The sequence below is a fragment of the uncultured Cedecea sp. genome (assembly GCF_947498825.1).
In the GTDB taxonomy this organism is placed as follows: Bacteria; Pseudomonadota; Gammaproteobacteria; order Enterobacterales; family Enterobacteriaceae; genus JGM124.
This window is the reverse complement of record NZ_CANMLV010000005.1, coordinates 15,297-30,323: the sequence shown is the minus strand read 5'-3', so window position 1 is coordinate 30,323 and position 15,027 is coordinate 15,297. Positions and strand designations below refer to the sequence as shown.

General features: G+C 46.2%; 9 protein-coding genes and 1 pseudogene. 3 read left to right on the top strand and 7 right to left on the bottom strand.

Going from position 1 to position 15,027, the window contains the following annotated elements:
• Window positions 1–52 precede the first annotated feature (52 nt).
• A complete protein-coding gene (locus tag Q1A40_RS07660; protein ID WP_299998965.1) occupies window positions 53–889 on the bottom strand; it encodes an alpha/beta hydrolase family protein in 837 nt (278 codons plus the stop codon).
• A 170-nt stretch (window positions 890–1,059) separates the two neighbouring features.
• Window positions 1,060–1,854: an SDR family oxidoreductase gene (locus Q1A40_RS07655; RefSeq protein WP_299998964.1), complete on the bottom strand. Its 795-nt coding sequence runs from the start codon at window positions 1,852–1,854 to the stop codon at window positions 1,060–1,062.
• A gap of 108 nt (window positions 1,855–1,962) precedes the next feature.
• Between Q1A40_RS07655 and Q1A40_RS07650 the strand changes: the two genes are divergently transcribed.
• Window positions 1,963–3,009 carry an aldo/keto reductase gene (locus Q1A40_RS07650; protein WP_299998963.1) on the top strand — a complete coding sequence of 349 codons (1,047 nt, stop codon included), beginning with the start codon at window positions 1,963–1,965 and terminating at the stop codon, window positions 3,007–3,009.
• Window positions 3,010–3,068: 59 nt separating this feature from the next.
• Window positions 3,069–3,659: a TetR/AcrR family transcriptional regulator gene (locus tag Q1A40_RS07645; RefSeq protein ID WP_299998961.1), complete on the top strand. Its 591-nt coding sequence runs from the start codon at window positions 3,069–3,071 to the stop codon at window positions 3,657–3,659.
• Window positions 3,660–3,929: 270 nt separating this feature from the next.
• Here Q1A40_RS07645 and Q1A40_RS07640 read toward each other — a convergent pair whose 3' ends face one another.
• Together Q1A40_RS07640 and Q1A40_RS07635 are read right to left on the bottom strand one after the other, a co-directional pair.
• The gene (locus Q1A40_RS07640) at window positions 3,930–4,241 is read right to left on the bottom strand and encodes a cupin (RefSeq protein ID WP_299998959.1); all 312 of its coding nucleotides are present in this window, start codon (window positions 4,239–4,241) and stop codon (window positions 3,930–3,932) included.
• Between the two features lie 530 nt (window positions 4,242–4,771).
• Entirely contained in the window at window positions 4,772–5,470 is a 699-nt protein-coding gene (locus Q1A40_RS07635) for a pirin family protein (protein ID WP_299998958.1), read from the bottom strand.
• A 105-nt stretch (window positions 5,471–5,575) separates the two neighbouring features.
• On the opposite strand from Q1A40_RS07635, the gene Q1A40_RS07630 reads away from it, so the two are divergent.
• Entirely contained in the window at window positions 5,576–6,466 is an 891-nt protein-coding gene (locus tag Q1A40_RS07630; protein ID WP_299998956.1) for a LysR family transcriptional regulator, read from the top strand.
• A 221-nt stretch (window positions 6,467–6,687) separates the two neighbouring features.
• Here the strand turns inward: Q1A40_RS07630 and Q1A40_RS07625 are convergent, their stop codons facing one another.
• From Q1A40_RS07625 to asd, 3 genes and pseudogenes are all read right to left on the bottom strand, one after another.
• Complete coding sequence (locus tag Q1A40_RS07625; protein WP_299998955.1) at window positions 6,688–9,795, bottom strand: autotransporter outer membrane beta-barrel domain-containing protein; 3,108 nt, start codon at window positions 9,793–9,795, stop codon at window positions 6,688–6,690.
• Between the two features lie 881 nt (window positions 9,796–10,676).
• Window positions 10,677–14,003, bottom strand: coding sequence for a miniconductance mechanosensitive channel MscM (gene mscM, locus Q1A40_RS07620; RefSeq protein WP_299998953.1), 3,327 nt, complete (start codon window positions 14,001–14,003; stop codon window positions 10,677–10,679).
• A 105-nt stretch (window positions 14,004–14,108) separates the two neighbouring features.
• Window positions 14,109–14,975 (bottom strand): annotated as a pseudogene (gene asd / locus Q1A40_RS07615) (archaetidylserine decarboxylase); the annotation flags it as partial.
• Between the last annotated feature and the right edge of the window lie 52 nt (window positions 14,976–15,027).

The following is a 15,027-nucleotide window of genomic DNA, read 5'->3' as shown; positions in this document are numbered from 1 at the left end:
ACGCACCCACCTTTTATTATCAGCAGTAGAGTTTGTGCGTCCCTCATCCATATCAGACTTTATTTTTAGCCTGTTCTTTTTCCAGTGCGTTCTTCATAAACAGTAACTGATATTTTATGGCATTATCCCAGTAATCCCATGTATGTCCTCCAGGACCTTCCTGGTAAGTGTGCTTTATTCTTAAATCTAGTAAACGTTGATGGAGCTTTCTGTTCGGTTCAATAAAGAAGTCGTCCACTCCACATTCAATGAAAATGGGTATATTCAGATTAATAAACTGATGGGCATTATTGATAATGGCTTTTTCATTCCAGAATTTTGCGTTGCTTACAGGATCGCCAAAAACTTTTTCCAGTCCCCAGTTTTTAGGGTAGTCTCGGGGATCAACGCCGCCACTTATACTTCCTGCCGCACCAAAAGTACCTGGGTAATTTAAGACGATATTGAGCGCGCCAAATCCCCCCATGCTCAAGCCAGTAATGGCGCGACCATCTTTAGCCGCAATGGTTCTGAAGTTCTTATCAATGTAGGAAGGGACGTCGCTACCAATATATTTTTCATAGTTACTTTTGGCGAGCACCGGACTGTCTATATACCATTTATCATAGTCACCATCCGGCATGACGAGAATCAGCTGGTAGTCATCGGCAAGGCTGGCGACTTGCGTTTTTTCAGTCCAGTTCTGGTCATTGCCGCTCCAGCCATGAAGCAAATATACCGTCGAGTAATTCTTATCTTCTTTACTGTAACTGTCAGGTAAAACGACAGTCGCATGTAATTTTTTATCAATATTATCACTGGCGATTTCTACACGCTTAATATCATACGAGTAAGAATAGAACGATACACAGAATAAACATGCCAGAGCGATATTTTGTTTTTTTATCATTAAATTAGCCTCCTTACTCAATATCAGTCCTAAGATATAGCTGATAATATCGATTCAGTCATTTCTCCTCTTGAGTTATGTGATAAATATGGCAATAAAGAACGGGCCTACTCAAAGGATGATGATAGCCGTTCTGTTTTTCTGATACTGAATCAGTGAGTGATAGCGTTTTATTTGGCCTCGACCCGATAGCGTGGTGCTGCATGTTCCTGAGCGAATTTTTCCAGCATTGCCTGACGTGACTGTCCATGGTGCGTCCACAAGGTCTCGTCATGCAGAGGAGGGATGGTGACAGGTTCCCGACTGTCAAAACCGCTCAGTGCAGCATCAACCAGTTCTCCGGCATCCATCACACCCTTCATTGTATTAATGTCTTTACCCGATCGTTCCCAGATTTCTGTTCGTGTAATGGCAGGAAGTACGGCCTGGACATAAACACCCTGCGGACCAAGTTCAAGGTTTAATCCTTGTGATAAAAAAAGAACAAACGCCTTGGTTGCTCCGTACAGTGCCATGCCCAGCTCGGGGGCCAGACCAACGACAGAGCTAATATTGATAATCGAACCAGTACCCGCTTTCGCCAGTCGCGGAGCGATAGCCCGAGCGAGACGTACCACCGCACGTAGATTAACCGTTATCAGCCGGTCAATATCAGCAGGTGTTTGCGTGGTAAATGTACCAGGCAAACTCATACCAGCATTATTGACCAGTATGCTAATACGAGGATCGGTTTCAAGGCGTTGCGCAACGGTATCGAGACAGGCTTCTTGCGTAAGATCTGCAGGTAATACGTCGATTTCAACGTGGTACTGGGTTCGCAACCGTGCTGCCAGGGCCTCCATTCGCGCGGCATCCCGGGCAACCAGGACCAGATTATGCCCGCGTTGAGCAAAGCGATCGGCATAGATGGCTCCCAGTCCGGTTGAAGCGCCTGTTATCAGTACTGAAGATGTGGTCTCAGTCATTTTTAGCTCTCTTTAGTAAAAAATAGTCTTGTCGGTCTTTTTAAATGATGGGTGACATGTATAATAAATGTCAATCGTCATTTAAAAATAAACTGAGAGAGAAAAACCATGCGATATACAACATTTGGTCGTAACACCGGTTTACGGGTATCTGAGCTGGCACTAGGGACAGGTAATTTTGGTACTCGCTGGGGGTATGGTTCCGAAAAAGAGGAAGCCCGAACCGTATTTGACGGATACGTCAATGCCGGGGGGAATTTTATTGATACCGCAGATTCATATCAGTTTGGTCAGTCCGAAGAAATGCTTGGGGATTTTATTGCCGCCGATCGCGAACACTTTGTCATTGCGACCAAATATACCCTGAGCGCGTCCCCGAATGCCGGGGCTGCTGTTACCGGAAATAGCCGCAGGAATATGATAGCGTCGGTTGAAAAGAGTCTGAAGCGTTTGAAAACCGATCGTATTGAACTGCTGTGGGCGCATTTTGATGATCAGATGACGCCGCTGGAAGAGGTCGTTCGGGCTTTTGATGATCTTATTCGGGCAGGTAAGGTGCAATATGCTGGTCTTTCTAACTTCCCAGCCTGGAAAATAGCTCGTGCCGAAACGCTGGCTGAATTACGTGGCTGGTCTCGTATTGCGGGGATACAAGTCGAATACAGTCTGGCCGATCGTAGCGCTGAAAGAGAACTTTTGCCGATGGCAGATGCTCTTGGTCTGGCTGCGACTATCTGGTCACCGCTAGGGGGAGGAATGCTGACCGGGAAATACCGAACCAGTCAGGAGGGGCGTCTGAAAGGTTTTGCGGGGCGGTTGGTACATACTGAGCAAGATCCGACACTGCTTGATGAGATTATTTGCGTAGCCGAAGAACTCAATATCATGCCTGTACAGGTGGCGATGGCCTGGCTTCGTTACCAATCAGCGCAACTACAGACGTCGCTGATTCCGATTATTGGTTCGCGTACCATAGAGCAGTTAGCTGAAACACTGCTCTCACTGGATGTAAAACTCAGTGAGGCACAGGCAGCCCGACTGAATGAAGCCAGCGCTATTTCAGCAGGAACGCCTCACAAGCAGATCGCGGGTACGCTATTGCGTGCACAGGGTTTAGATGCTGAATATACTAAGCTCACACCACCACGAGCCTGAGTAGGCGATATATTTTCAGGAGCTGACTGACAGTCCTGTATGGAAAGAACGGAGTAATCATGGCCAGAACTGGGCGCGTTTCCAGGGAACAAAGCGAGCTTAACCGTAACAGTATTATCGCGACTTCATCTCAGTTGTTCAGAGAGCGGGGACTCGACGGCGTCAGTGTTAAAGATATTATGGCTGCAGCAGGGTTGACACATGGTGGATTTTACGGACATTTCAACTCTAAAGATGAGCTGGAAGCTCTCGCCTGTGAACAAGCTCTTAAGGGAAGCTACATGGCAATAGCCGAAAATCAGGTGTCTGATTTTCCACAACTTGTTGAACGTTATCTTTCTCTCAGACATCGGGATTGTCCTGCCAGCGGCTGTGCTATTGCAGCCCTTGCCACCGATGTTCAACGTAAGGGGCAGGACAAACCGATACATGAGCCGTATATCGCAGGTGTTAAAAATATGACTGAGTTTATTAAAAATATGCAAAGCGACGGTTCCGACTCTACCATCGGGGATAAGCATTTGACGCAGTTTGCACTAATGGCAGGGGCTTTAATGCTTGCCAGAGCCACCCGTGGTGATGATATCTCCGGGCGTTTTCTTGCCGCAGCGAAAACAGCGTTACTTGAGATGGCAGAGACTAAAAAATAGAGGTCACTGGTGAAACCGAGCCGCATTTTTGGCGCTATGCTCTGTTTCTTTTATCCAGCGAATCTCTTTGGACGAAAGAATATTTAACTCTTTTCGTGGTTTTTATGCGGCTCAAATATGTCATCTTTCATAATGAGCTTGATGCAGTAACCAGGCAGAATAGCAAACAGACCACCAATCAGTGTGCCTGTCACTCTGGCGCCGAGTACGTGAGGTGCGAGTTCATCTATTCATTGACGCGCCGTACTTCGCGCCTGCAAGCAACCAGGCTTAGACAGAGCCCTCTTTCTCAATTACCAGCACTCTTGCGACACCAACGGGATGAGCAATATGTTCTGTCCCTACGCTTGCATAAAAAATATCGCCAGTCGCTAACAGGACCGTTTTAATTTCGCCTGCTTCTTTGTAATGCATTTCAACTTCACCATCCATCACGGCAAAGACTTCCTGACCATCGTTGATATGCCACTTATAGGGTTTATCGGTCCAGTGTAGTCTGACGGTGGTGCCGTCAAAATTAGCAATATCAGTGGCTCCCCAGGCTCTTTCGGCAGTGAAATTTTTACTGATATAGGTTTGCATGATATTCCTTGGCTGATGGATGAGTAAAAAAATCAGCTACAAGATATATCAGATGTGCAGACTGTCGGACAGGGTTGCAGAGAGATTTTATCGTATTTTCCACCATTTTCTGGTGTCGTACCGAAAGCCCTTTCATCGCACGGCTACAGCCTGATTTTTCCAGCAGAAATGGTGCCAATTCGATAGCCGCATTTCCCCTCAGGCAGAAATAAGTTTTAGCGTCCTACGAGCACACTCTTATCAGTCGCAGGAGACAGCGAAGGAAAACTTCCAGTAAGGTATTGCCCCCAAACCCTCAACTGTGAAAGACAGGACGCCTCCGGCAACCGTGTAGGCATCACCAGCATGGCATTTGCTCCTGGGGCCAGTGCCTGGCCTAAACACGCAATAGCGAAATAAAACCAGGCGGCGATTTCCATATTAGCTCTTTTTTGATGATGATAGAGGTAATAGGTCATCGACAAAATGTTCTGGCCGGGCATAAAACAGCGTTATCCAGACATCACGAAAACAACAGAAACAGTGATGCTTTAAGCAGGCAAATCAATTAACAACGCTCTTAATGGCGTACTTGCCTGTAGCGTCACCTTTTGTTCATCACAGATAAAAGCGCCATCACCGCAGGTTAAATCGATATCTTTTTCAGCAGCGCTTGCTGTGACCGTACCATGGATGGATTGAAAATAAGCGTGTGCTCCTTGTAATGGAATACTTTGCTGCTGACCCGCTTCCAGGTTCAGGTGATGGACTCTGATGTTCTGGCGTAGCTGTAACATCGATTTCCCGCCATCAACAGCAGCGATCAATTGCTGAGATTGATTATTCAGCGTAATTTTTTGGATTAAAGGATTATCACTCTCCGGACAGGCTTCCAGCCAAAGCTGTATACGCGTCAGTGGATTTTTTTTGCTGATATTATGTTCGCTGTAGCTGACCCCTGGCTGGGCTGCTAACAACACCGCTTCACCTGTTTTTACTTGGACATGGTTTCCCTTGGTATCCCGATACTCGGCTTCCCCCTCCAGCACCAGGTTGAGGACATCGACTTTAGGATAGCTTCTGGGCTGTAACGATGTACCGGGCGCCAGAACTTCTTGGTTAAGTACACGCAGAGATGCATAACCCAGCAATTCAGGGTCAAAATAGTGTCCAAAGGAAAAGGTGTAGCGGGCCTTTAACCAACCGTAATCGGCTTCGCCACATTGTTTAGCTGCTCTTATTGTGATCATTATTGGTTACCTCTTTTTAAGCTATAATTATGGTAGAGGTATAGACGTAGTATTGTTAGCTAGTTAATCTGCACGCAATCGTCAAATTTACTGAATGAGACTCAAATGGCAAAAGAGAGAGCATTAACGCTGGAAGCGCTGAGAGTAATGGACGCCATTGACAGGCGGGGCAGTTTTGCTGCTGCGGCTGATGAGTTGGGAAGAGTCCCTTCGGCACTCAGTTATACCATGCAAAAATTGGAAGAGGAGCTGGATGTTGTGCTCTTTGACCGTTCAGGACATAGAACCAAATTTACTAATGTTGGTCGGATGTTGCTGGAAAGAGGGCGTATTCTACTGGAAGCGGCCGATAAGTTAACCACTGATGCAGAAGCCCTTGCTCGTGGCTGGGAAACGCATCTGACGATTGTCACTGAAGCACTAATCCCGGCTGAGAGGCTCTTTCCTCTTGTTGAAAAGCTGGCAGAAAAATCCAAAACTCAGCTGTCTATTGTTTCTGAAGTTCTGGCGGGAGCCTGGGAGCGTCTGGAACAAGGGCGAGCAGATATTGTGATTGCGCCTGATATGCATTTTCGTTCATCGTCGGAAATTAATAGTCGTAAACTGTATAAGTTAATGAACGTGCAAGTGGCAGCCCCGGATCATCCGATCCATCTTGAACCTGAACCACTTGCAGAAGCCACACGAATAAAATATCGCGGCATTGCGATAGCGGATACCGCTCGTGAAAGACCCGTACTGACGGTAGAACTGTTGGACAAGCAACCACGCTTAACCATCAGTTCGATGGAAAATAAGCGCCGGGCACTGCTTGCTGGGCTGGGCGTTGCAACCATGCCATATGTTCTGGTGGAACGCGATATTGCTGAAGGCCGTTTACGGGTGGTCAGTCCTGAAACGACCCACGAAATTGATATTATTATGGCATGGCGACGTGACAGTATGGGGGAAGCGAAGGCGTGGTGCCTGCGAGAAATCCCTAAAATATTAAAATAGTATTGATTTTATTCTTGAGAAAATAAATCCCCGTCAGGGAGACTTAAGAAGGGTAACAAACCTTACTTTTTTCTGATAAAACTCAGACCGCCTAATAAAAAATAAGAAAATTAGGCTATCTATTTTCGGCTATTAGCGCAAAGGAGGAAAACTTCACTTTTCCCTTCTTTTTCGCGGTCTGAGCTTTTATTCAAGAGCCTTGAAAGCCATCATGTATTAAATTAAAAGTTGTATTTCACGCCGACCAGACCTCCTGTGTCGCGGTAACTTTTGTCGCCTATTTGCTGTGTAACACTGGCCCATAGATTCAGATCCTGCGTGATATTACCTTCAATACCTGCTTTAAATTCAGCAATATTACGGCTTCCCTGTACTGCTGAGGTGATCTCGTCCATACGGACACCATACTGTTGGGTATTGTGTATCCAGTTTGCTTCAGCAAAAGGTTCAAAGCTACGTATGTTTTTTTTATCCAGATGCTCTTTCCCTTTCAGGAACATCCTGGCCCCCAGGCGAGTCTGGAGATTGTTATTCCCCACTCTGTGAACCAGAGTGCCGTTACTTTCACGATGATCTTTGGCTTTCACGCCCATCCAGATGACCTGGGCTTTTGGCTGCAGGTAGAATGCGTTGAACAACCCATTTCCGGAGTCATTAGCGCTGATATTAAAGGTATAACCACTTTCCAGAGAGGCGGTTATACCGCGGTTCTTATCGCTCTCTTCACTGATATCGTTGCCTTTAATGGTGCTATTGAACCAGCTATATTGTAACCAGCTATCCACGAACAGACCGTCCTTGCCTTTATCGTTCTGAAAGTAAGTTCCATACAGCCCGGTGCTGTATCCAGTGATGCGGCTTTGGGTCGTATTCCCGGTACTCTTGTTAACGGTATTGCCATGCTGGGTGGCATAACCTGCCATCAGTCCCAAATGATAACGGTCGTTACCACTCAGACTCCATCGGGCAATATCGCCTCCTATCTGTAATACATAACGATTGGCAGTGGTTTTGTTCTGACTGTCATTCATGGAGAATTGCTGATGCCCTCCGACGTTACGTATCCACATATGGGGAGCCTGTTGTGGGTGCATCAGGGGATTGGCGGACCGCGTTTCTCCCGGGCGGTCATTAAGTGAGAGGTTAAATAGTGTGTTAGCGGCCATTATGTTCGCGGTATACGCTGCACCTTCTGGTCGATAATTTTTCTTTACAGACTTCGGTTCTGTTGCTCTTATGCTATTGCTCAGATACCAGCTTTGGTCATCCTGACCGGCAGCATTGCCTTGTACAAGACGATAATCATATGCACCAGCGACAATACGACCAAACTGTACAAATGCATTACTGGTTGAGGTCCCCCCAATATTAATGAGTTTAATACCATTGAGGGTTGCTTCACCCGTTCCACCGATATTATTGACCTTGACCGAGGTCGTTCCTGATGCGTTGCCAGTAATATTTAGCCTGTCTGCTTTGCTGTTATCGTCACTGGCGATGAAACTCATGATGATATGGCTGAGACCGTTACCTACCCAGTTACCATCCTGAGTATAAGTATGACCCACCGCGCTATGCTCGTCGTTGATAAGCAGTATACCGCTGTTAAACATATTCCCTGCGACGGTCACTGATACTGGTAACGACTCAGCGCTTAACGACATATCGACGTCAGAAGCCGCATCCTCAATGAGAATGATACCTTTATTATTTAAGTTATTTAGTTTTTGGTCTGTTCCGGCCAGATTTAAAATGCCGTTGCTGGCTACTGTTACATCGCTGCTCTGTGCTATCGCATTATCGACAGCGGTGGTGAGCATCCCGCCTGCGATCAGCGTTTTGCCAGTATAGGTACTGGTGCCAGACAAGATAAGGTTCCCTTCGCCTGCTTTGGTCAGGCTGGTGCCATCCCAGCCATTTTTATTCTGGTTTGTCACCGCCAGGTTATCTGTCAGTGACAAATTTAAATCAAGAACGGCACCCTGCTTAAGATCAAAAGTCCCATAGGCCTCATTCCCTTCACTGAACCATTTAAGGGAATACGTCAGGTTTTTATCGGTAATATTAATATCCGCGTAGTCAGTAGCCCCTTCAGTCAAGAGTAGGTTAGAAGGCGCTGCCGTAAAATATCCTGTAATACCGTTCTTCGTGGTAAGCAGATTAATTTCTTGCTGTTGCCATTTGGTAATGCTGGTTGTCAGTTGCGTCTCTTTATCCGCATTTTTACTAAATTCAATGTGACTGGCGTCAATTGCGCCGCCATCTTTTAAAGCCAGCATCGTATCTTCATTGAAATGAACACCGCCACTGAATGTTATTTCATCGTTCGCCAGCGTCACCGCAGTTCCTGTACCGACATTCATGTTGCCGACAATATCGTATTGCTGACCGAGAGTTGTTAGCGCATTCTTTTTAATAAGCAGAGTATTGTCATCTTTTTTGTCTGTAACCTGATCGAGGATAATATCCCCAGTTATCGTACTATTCGTATTCAGAATAAGCGTATTGGAACCGCCTGTTGCCCTGATGGCATTCCCTTGAGTGCCGATTGTATTACCAGAACCTGCTGTACCGGCAATGATTTTACCATTATTGATTATCATAAAATTGCTGCCACTGACGGCATCACCGCCATTACCGCTATGACTTTTATTGCTGCCATTAGAAAGCGATCTTTCACCATTACCGCCGCGTATGCTGCCGTTATTGTGCAATTCAAAACGCTGACCGCTCACAGCATTTCCTCCATTACCACCGGAGCCATCGAAGTTAGGGTTTCTGGAGCCATTTATGGCCAGAGCACCATAGCCACCGTTTATGGCACCGTGGTTGATGAAAATAAAGTCTGTCCCGCTTATACCATTTCCTCCGTTCCCCCCATTTCCACTACGCTCATCATCGAAACCGTAATAGGTATGTTCTCCACCGTTACCACCTTTTATCGTCCCAAAATTAGTCAGGGTAAATTTGCCACCAATAATGGCATCACCACCGTTCCCCCCATTTATTCCGTCGTAACCGAACTCATTCTCAGATCTTCCACCATCTCCCCCGAAAATAGAGGTGGCGGATTCTATTTTAGTAATATTATTAAACTGATTGCTTCCGGCAATGGCTTCTAACTTATAAGCGTATCCACCATCATTACTGACATTTCCATTAATCTGGAAATTCCCATGGCGGCCCACTCTGGACTCTAATATATAAGTAATGCCATCGCCATTCAGGATAATATCTTTCCCCTCTGAATGGACAGTTCCGGATAAGAATAATAATGATGAATAAGTAATGAACTTTTTCTTTCTGAATGAAAGTGATTGTAGTTTCATGAGTTATTCCTTGATGGATTTTAATGTGTATGCAGCTGTGTTGTTTATCGTTTGAATATATTAATTAATATAAAACTCTTTAATCTAATAAACTCATAATATAACGTCTACACTCTGAATAATGTGAGTGTATGTAGACGGTGAAACAGCTCCGACAATAAATACAGGTATACTGTATGATTAGGCAGGGCTGATGAGGAGAGTATCTAAACTATTTGAAATATATCTAGCATATATGTTTTTTAACTTTCAATATCTGTCATGAATTATCAATAGTGTTTACTTGATGGGGTAGTGTAACTGATTGAATTAAGTGGCTAAATTCTACTTCTTTGTGGCAAATATAATCTTCTGTTAATGATATGCGTTCGCCATTTTATTTTTATTATAACGATAAATTTAATGGAGAGAGTGATCGCGATCTATTATTTTCACAATAAGCTAATAAATCAATTATTCTTCTTTTTCTCAAGCTCTTCAAGGCAATAAATATGGTGTGTTTTCTTATAGTTAATCAGTCAGTCTCCCCGACGTAGCTGGATATGAATATGCGCCTTAGCAGCGACCTTAGAACTTTTTTCAGATAGCATTCTGCAGCATTTTCTTGTTCAGACTTTGATCCTCCTCAGAAGCATGAGGCACTGTTTCTCTTCATCAAACTCTCTGAATCAACGTAATCCTGTGGTTCGTATCCTCTAAAATTCTTCTTCCGTTACAGGGAGGGACTCACCTCCCTGAAGCAAAACGGGCAATGGCCGAAAATAATAATCAGAAAATACAGATAGTATTAACTTATATTTTTAAAACATATAAGCGTATTAAAAACATGTCGCCTAATGAAAAATGGCTCGTACGTTCGAGCCATTTATTTCCACTATTGTTTAGAGACTGGGAGTCTGGCCGCTTTGACCAACAGCTTTTAATGCCTGGGTGCGCATGTTTTCCATACGCATTTGCATTGGAGGGAATGGCATTTCAATATTATGTTCACGGAATCCTTGAAGAATAAGCTCATGGATTTCATGGCGTAGCGGCATACGATGCCCCATTTCTGCAGCAAAAATACGTAAATCGAAAATCTGGATACCTTGCTGTAGATTAACCAGGAAGGCCTCTGGTGGCGGGTTATCAAGCACCAGTGAGCAGCGTTCTGCGGCTCCCAGTAAGATCTTCACCACGTCTTCGGTATTGGCATCCGATGGTGCCGGGATGGTCAGTACCACACGTGTCACTGAGTCAGAAAGCGACCAGTTGATAAACTGTTCGGTGATAAAGGCCTGGTTTGGGACAATAATTTCTTTGCGGTCCCAGTCACTGATTGTCGTTGCGCGGGTATTAATGCGCGCAACGGTTCCGGTTAAATCGCGAATCGTCACGGTATCGCCGATACGAATGGGTTTTTCAAACAGAATGATCAGGCCGGAAACAAAGTTGGCAAAAATTTGCTGTAAGCCAAAGCCTAACCCAACGCTCAGTGCCGCAACCAGCCATTGTAGTTTCGACCACTCAATGCCCACCAGAGAGAAGCCGACCAGGCTGCCAATCAGCATCAGCAAATATTTAGTAATAGTGGTAATGGCATAACCCGTGCCAGGGGTGAGATCCAGATGCTGGAGGATCGCGAGCTCAAGCAGTGCAGGGAGGTTACGTACCAGTTGTACTGTGATTATCAGAACTAAAATCGCAATTAATACTGAACTGAGGGTAATGGGTTCAATACTTTCCACTCCCTGGGCGCTGGAGGTTACGTCCCATAAGGTAATATTACCGAGGAAACCGAAAGCTGAGTGAATTTCTGACCACAGAACAATGACGGACAGTAGGGCAATTAAAGTCAGAATAGAGCGAACCAGTTTTAAAGACTGAACACTGATAGCGTCAAGATCGACTTCTGTTTCATCCACATTGTCTATAGTGCCTTCTGTACTGTGTGAATGCGTCGCATCTTCTTCACCCCGCGCACGCTGAGCAAGGATCTCTGCGCGTCTCTGTCTTGCACGATCAAAGGCCAGTCGACGTCGTTGAATCAGCATCCAGCGGCGTATGATATGGTAGATGACTAACAGGACAAACCAAATAGCGACAGAGGTTTCCATACGCGCCAGCAGGGCTTGCGCGGTTGCCAGATAACCCACCAGTGAAGCCAGAATAGCGGCCAGCGGAGCGCTAATCATCAAATTCCACAGCAGGGTATTGATAAGGTTCTCACCACTACCTTGCTTATCGAGATAGAGCGGAAGTCCGGCTCGTTTCAGGCTCAGAGTGACTACCGCTAATGCACCGCAGATCAGAATAAAACATAGCCTGCCTAGTGTAGGCGCAAATTCCTGGTCATTAAGGTTATTGAACATGATTAGCGCCATGATCAGCGGTACAATAAAACCGATGCTCATGATGTAGTAGCGCATTGCGCGGGCAACACTTTCACGACGCCAGCCGAAATGGACAATAAATAACCCGTTCGGGCGGGCGAAAATAGCGCAAATCATCACTCCCCATAGCAGCGGGACTGTTGCAGTGACGCCATCACCAATCGCTACCGCAGTAGGATAGGGCCAGGCCTCTTGTAAACCATGTCCCAGTGTTGCCCAGAGTATTGGCAAGGGTAAGGCGACCAGAATAGACCAGAAAACGTTACGTAGCGTCAGGCTAAAGTGATCCTGAGTCACCTTGCCGACTCTGGCGCTGGAACGTTCGAGAAATTTATTAAAGTGACGACGTGAACTGATACTGAAACCCACCAGAATAAGAGCGCCAAACAGAGGGACGATAGTCTCTTGACTGGTTATCATCATGATAAAGGCTTTACCCAGCTGACTGAAGGTATCCAGTGAAACCAAACTGCGTAAAGCATGCAGAATATCCAGTGGCCAGTCCAGGCCAACGGGCCTGACATCCGATGTCCAGAACAGATAACGGTGAGTGGCTTCGTTGACCTCTTTAAGCGCATCTTCAAGCTGACTATTGGCGACTTTTAACTTGGTCAGTTCAAGTATCAGTGTATCACTCCCCTTTAGTAAGGAGTCGAGTAGTCCACGCTGAGTTCGTAGCTGTGCATTAAGAATTCGGCTTTGTTCGGCAGTCAGAGGGTCGCCGCCTGGTTGACGTATTTGACGTAACTCTGTCTGTTTATTCAGGAGATCTTCATAGTACAGACGTTGAACCCGGAGTTGAGCAAGTTCGGTATCTAACTGCTGAGGTTTAGGCATCTCTGGCAGACGAGCCACCTGGGCACGCAAAGCCTCACCCAATACATTCGACATTCCTAACCATTGGGCTTGTTCACGTAAAGTATTCAGAGCCTGACGAACCTGAACCGTTTGTGTATAGGCTTGACGTTGCTGAGAAGCAACCAATTCCATACGTTGGGCTTGTTGATTCAGCGACTGGGAGAGTTCACGATTGGTTTTAAATTGTTCAGTAATGGTTGGCGGTAGATTTTCACTGGCTTCTGCCAGTAGCTCGGTACTTTCCAGCGCTTTTTCTGCTTCACGCTGGCGCTGGGTATTGAGTTGATTACGCAGAGACTGAAGATAGCTATCCAGCAGCGTACTTTGCTTGCTTGCCAGTTCAGCACGCATTCGCGCGAGTTCCTGACGATTATTGGCAGAGAGTTGTGCCAGTTCCAGCTCATCGACCAGCGCTTTCAGACGAGCGGCTTCGGCCAGCAGTGCTGTGTGCTGAGCCTGAATCAATGCTGAGCCGCCGGCAGCTTGTGTGCCGATGCGACGTTCAATTTCGTTAAGCTGTCGACGAATATCCGTTTGTTGTTGGGGAAGCTGGCCTAATGAGTCTGTGATATCGCGGACGCGTTCTTGTTCTTGCTGTGCCAGACGGCTCTTATCCAGCAGTTGGCTACTGACTTGCAGTATTTCTTGGTTCAGGGCATCAGTGGACAGGTTGCCTGGCGCTTTTTGAGGCTCATCCTGAATAGCGGCAATCTGTTTACGCAGGGCTTGCGATAGTTTCGAAAAGTTATCAATCGCTTGTTGATACTGTTCCGCGCGTTCGAGTGAACCTTTGCGTTCATCAAGCGCGTTTTGAGCAGACTGTAATGCCTCGACGACTTCCGCCTGGTTGGGCGTATTGTTCGCGGCTTTAGCCTGCTCAAGGTCTTGAGAAACTTGTTTTGAATCGGGGACGACAGCAGCGTGCGCCGACCCCATACTGAGGCACAAAGCCATCAGGAAAACGATAATCGAGCGCACGTAAGTCTGCCTGTACAATTATTTTTCGTTGCTGTCGCCGACCAAAGAACTGGTTTCGGAAGCAGGGTCTAGGGGCTCGTCTGTTGGAACCGCTGGCTCGCTAATCGTATCCGTCGAGATTGCCAGGGGCTGACCAATCAGGGTAGTGGAAAGACTTTCTAAAGACTCCACCAGATTAACTTTTCCGGGCGCAAACAGGTTAATAACGGTTGATCCTAGCTTAAAGCGGCCCATTTCCTGGCCTTTCAGTAGCGCGACACAACCTTCACTTTCACCGGCAGGCCAGGTTTTACGTTTAATTACGCCTTCGCGAGGTGGGGTAACGGTTCCAGACCAAACGGTTTCAATACTGCCTACAATAGTGGCACCCACCAGAATTTGTGCCATTGGGCCAAATTCGGTATCAAACAAGCAAATAACACGCTCATTACGGGCAAACAGGTTAGGAACGTTTTGTGCGGTTAAATGGTTGACTGAAAAAAGATCTCCTGGGACATAAATCATTTCACGCAGGATGCCATTACAAGGCATATGAACACGGTGGTAATCGCGTGGTGACAAATAGGTGGTAACGAAGCTGCCGTTACGGAACAAGTCAGCCATTTGATAGTTCCCTGCCAGCAACGCTTCCAGACTATAGTCGTGTCCTTTAGCCTGTAAAATCTTGTCATCGTCAATACGCCCTAACTGGCTGATAACACCATCTGCTGGCATCACAAGAATATTCGGGTCGGTATTCAGGGGACGAACATCGTCACGCAGTGGACGAACAAAAAAGTCGTTAAAAGTACGATAGCTTGCGGTATCGGGCTTTTGCGCTTCTTTCATATCAACTTTATAGAACCGAACGAACAAGTCTATGACCAGTTTTGTGAGCCATCCTGCTCGTTTGCTTGCACCCCAGCCTGCCAGGCGAGTCAGCCACAGTTTTGGCAAAATATATTGGAGCGAAAGTTTAATTTTATTTAACAAAATAGCCTCCGGGCTAAATGTCTTAAATGAAAAGTTGAGCGAGTGTATGCCC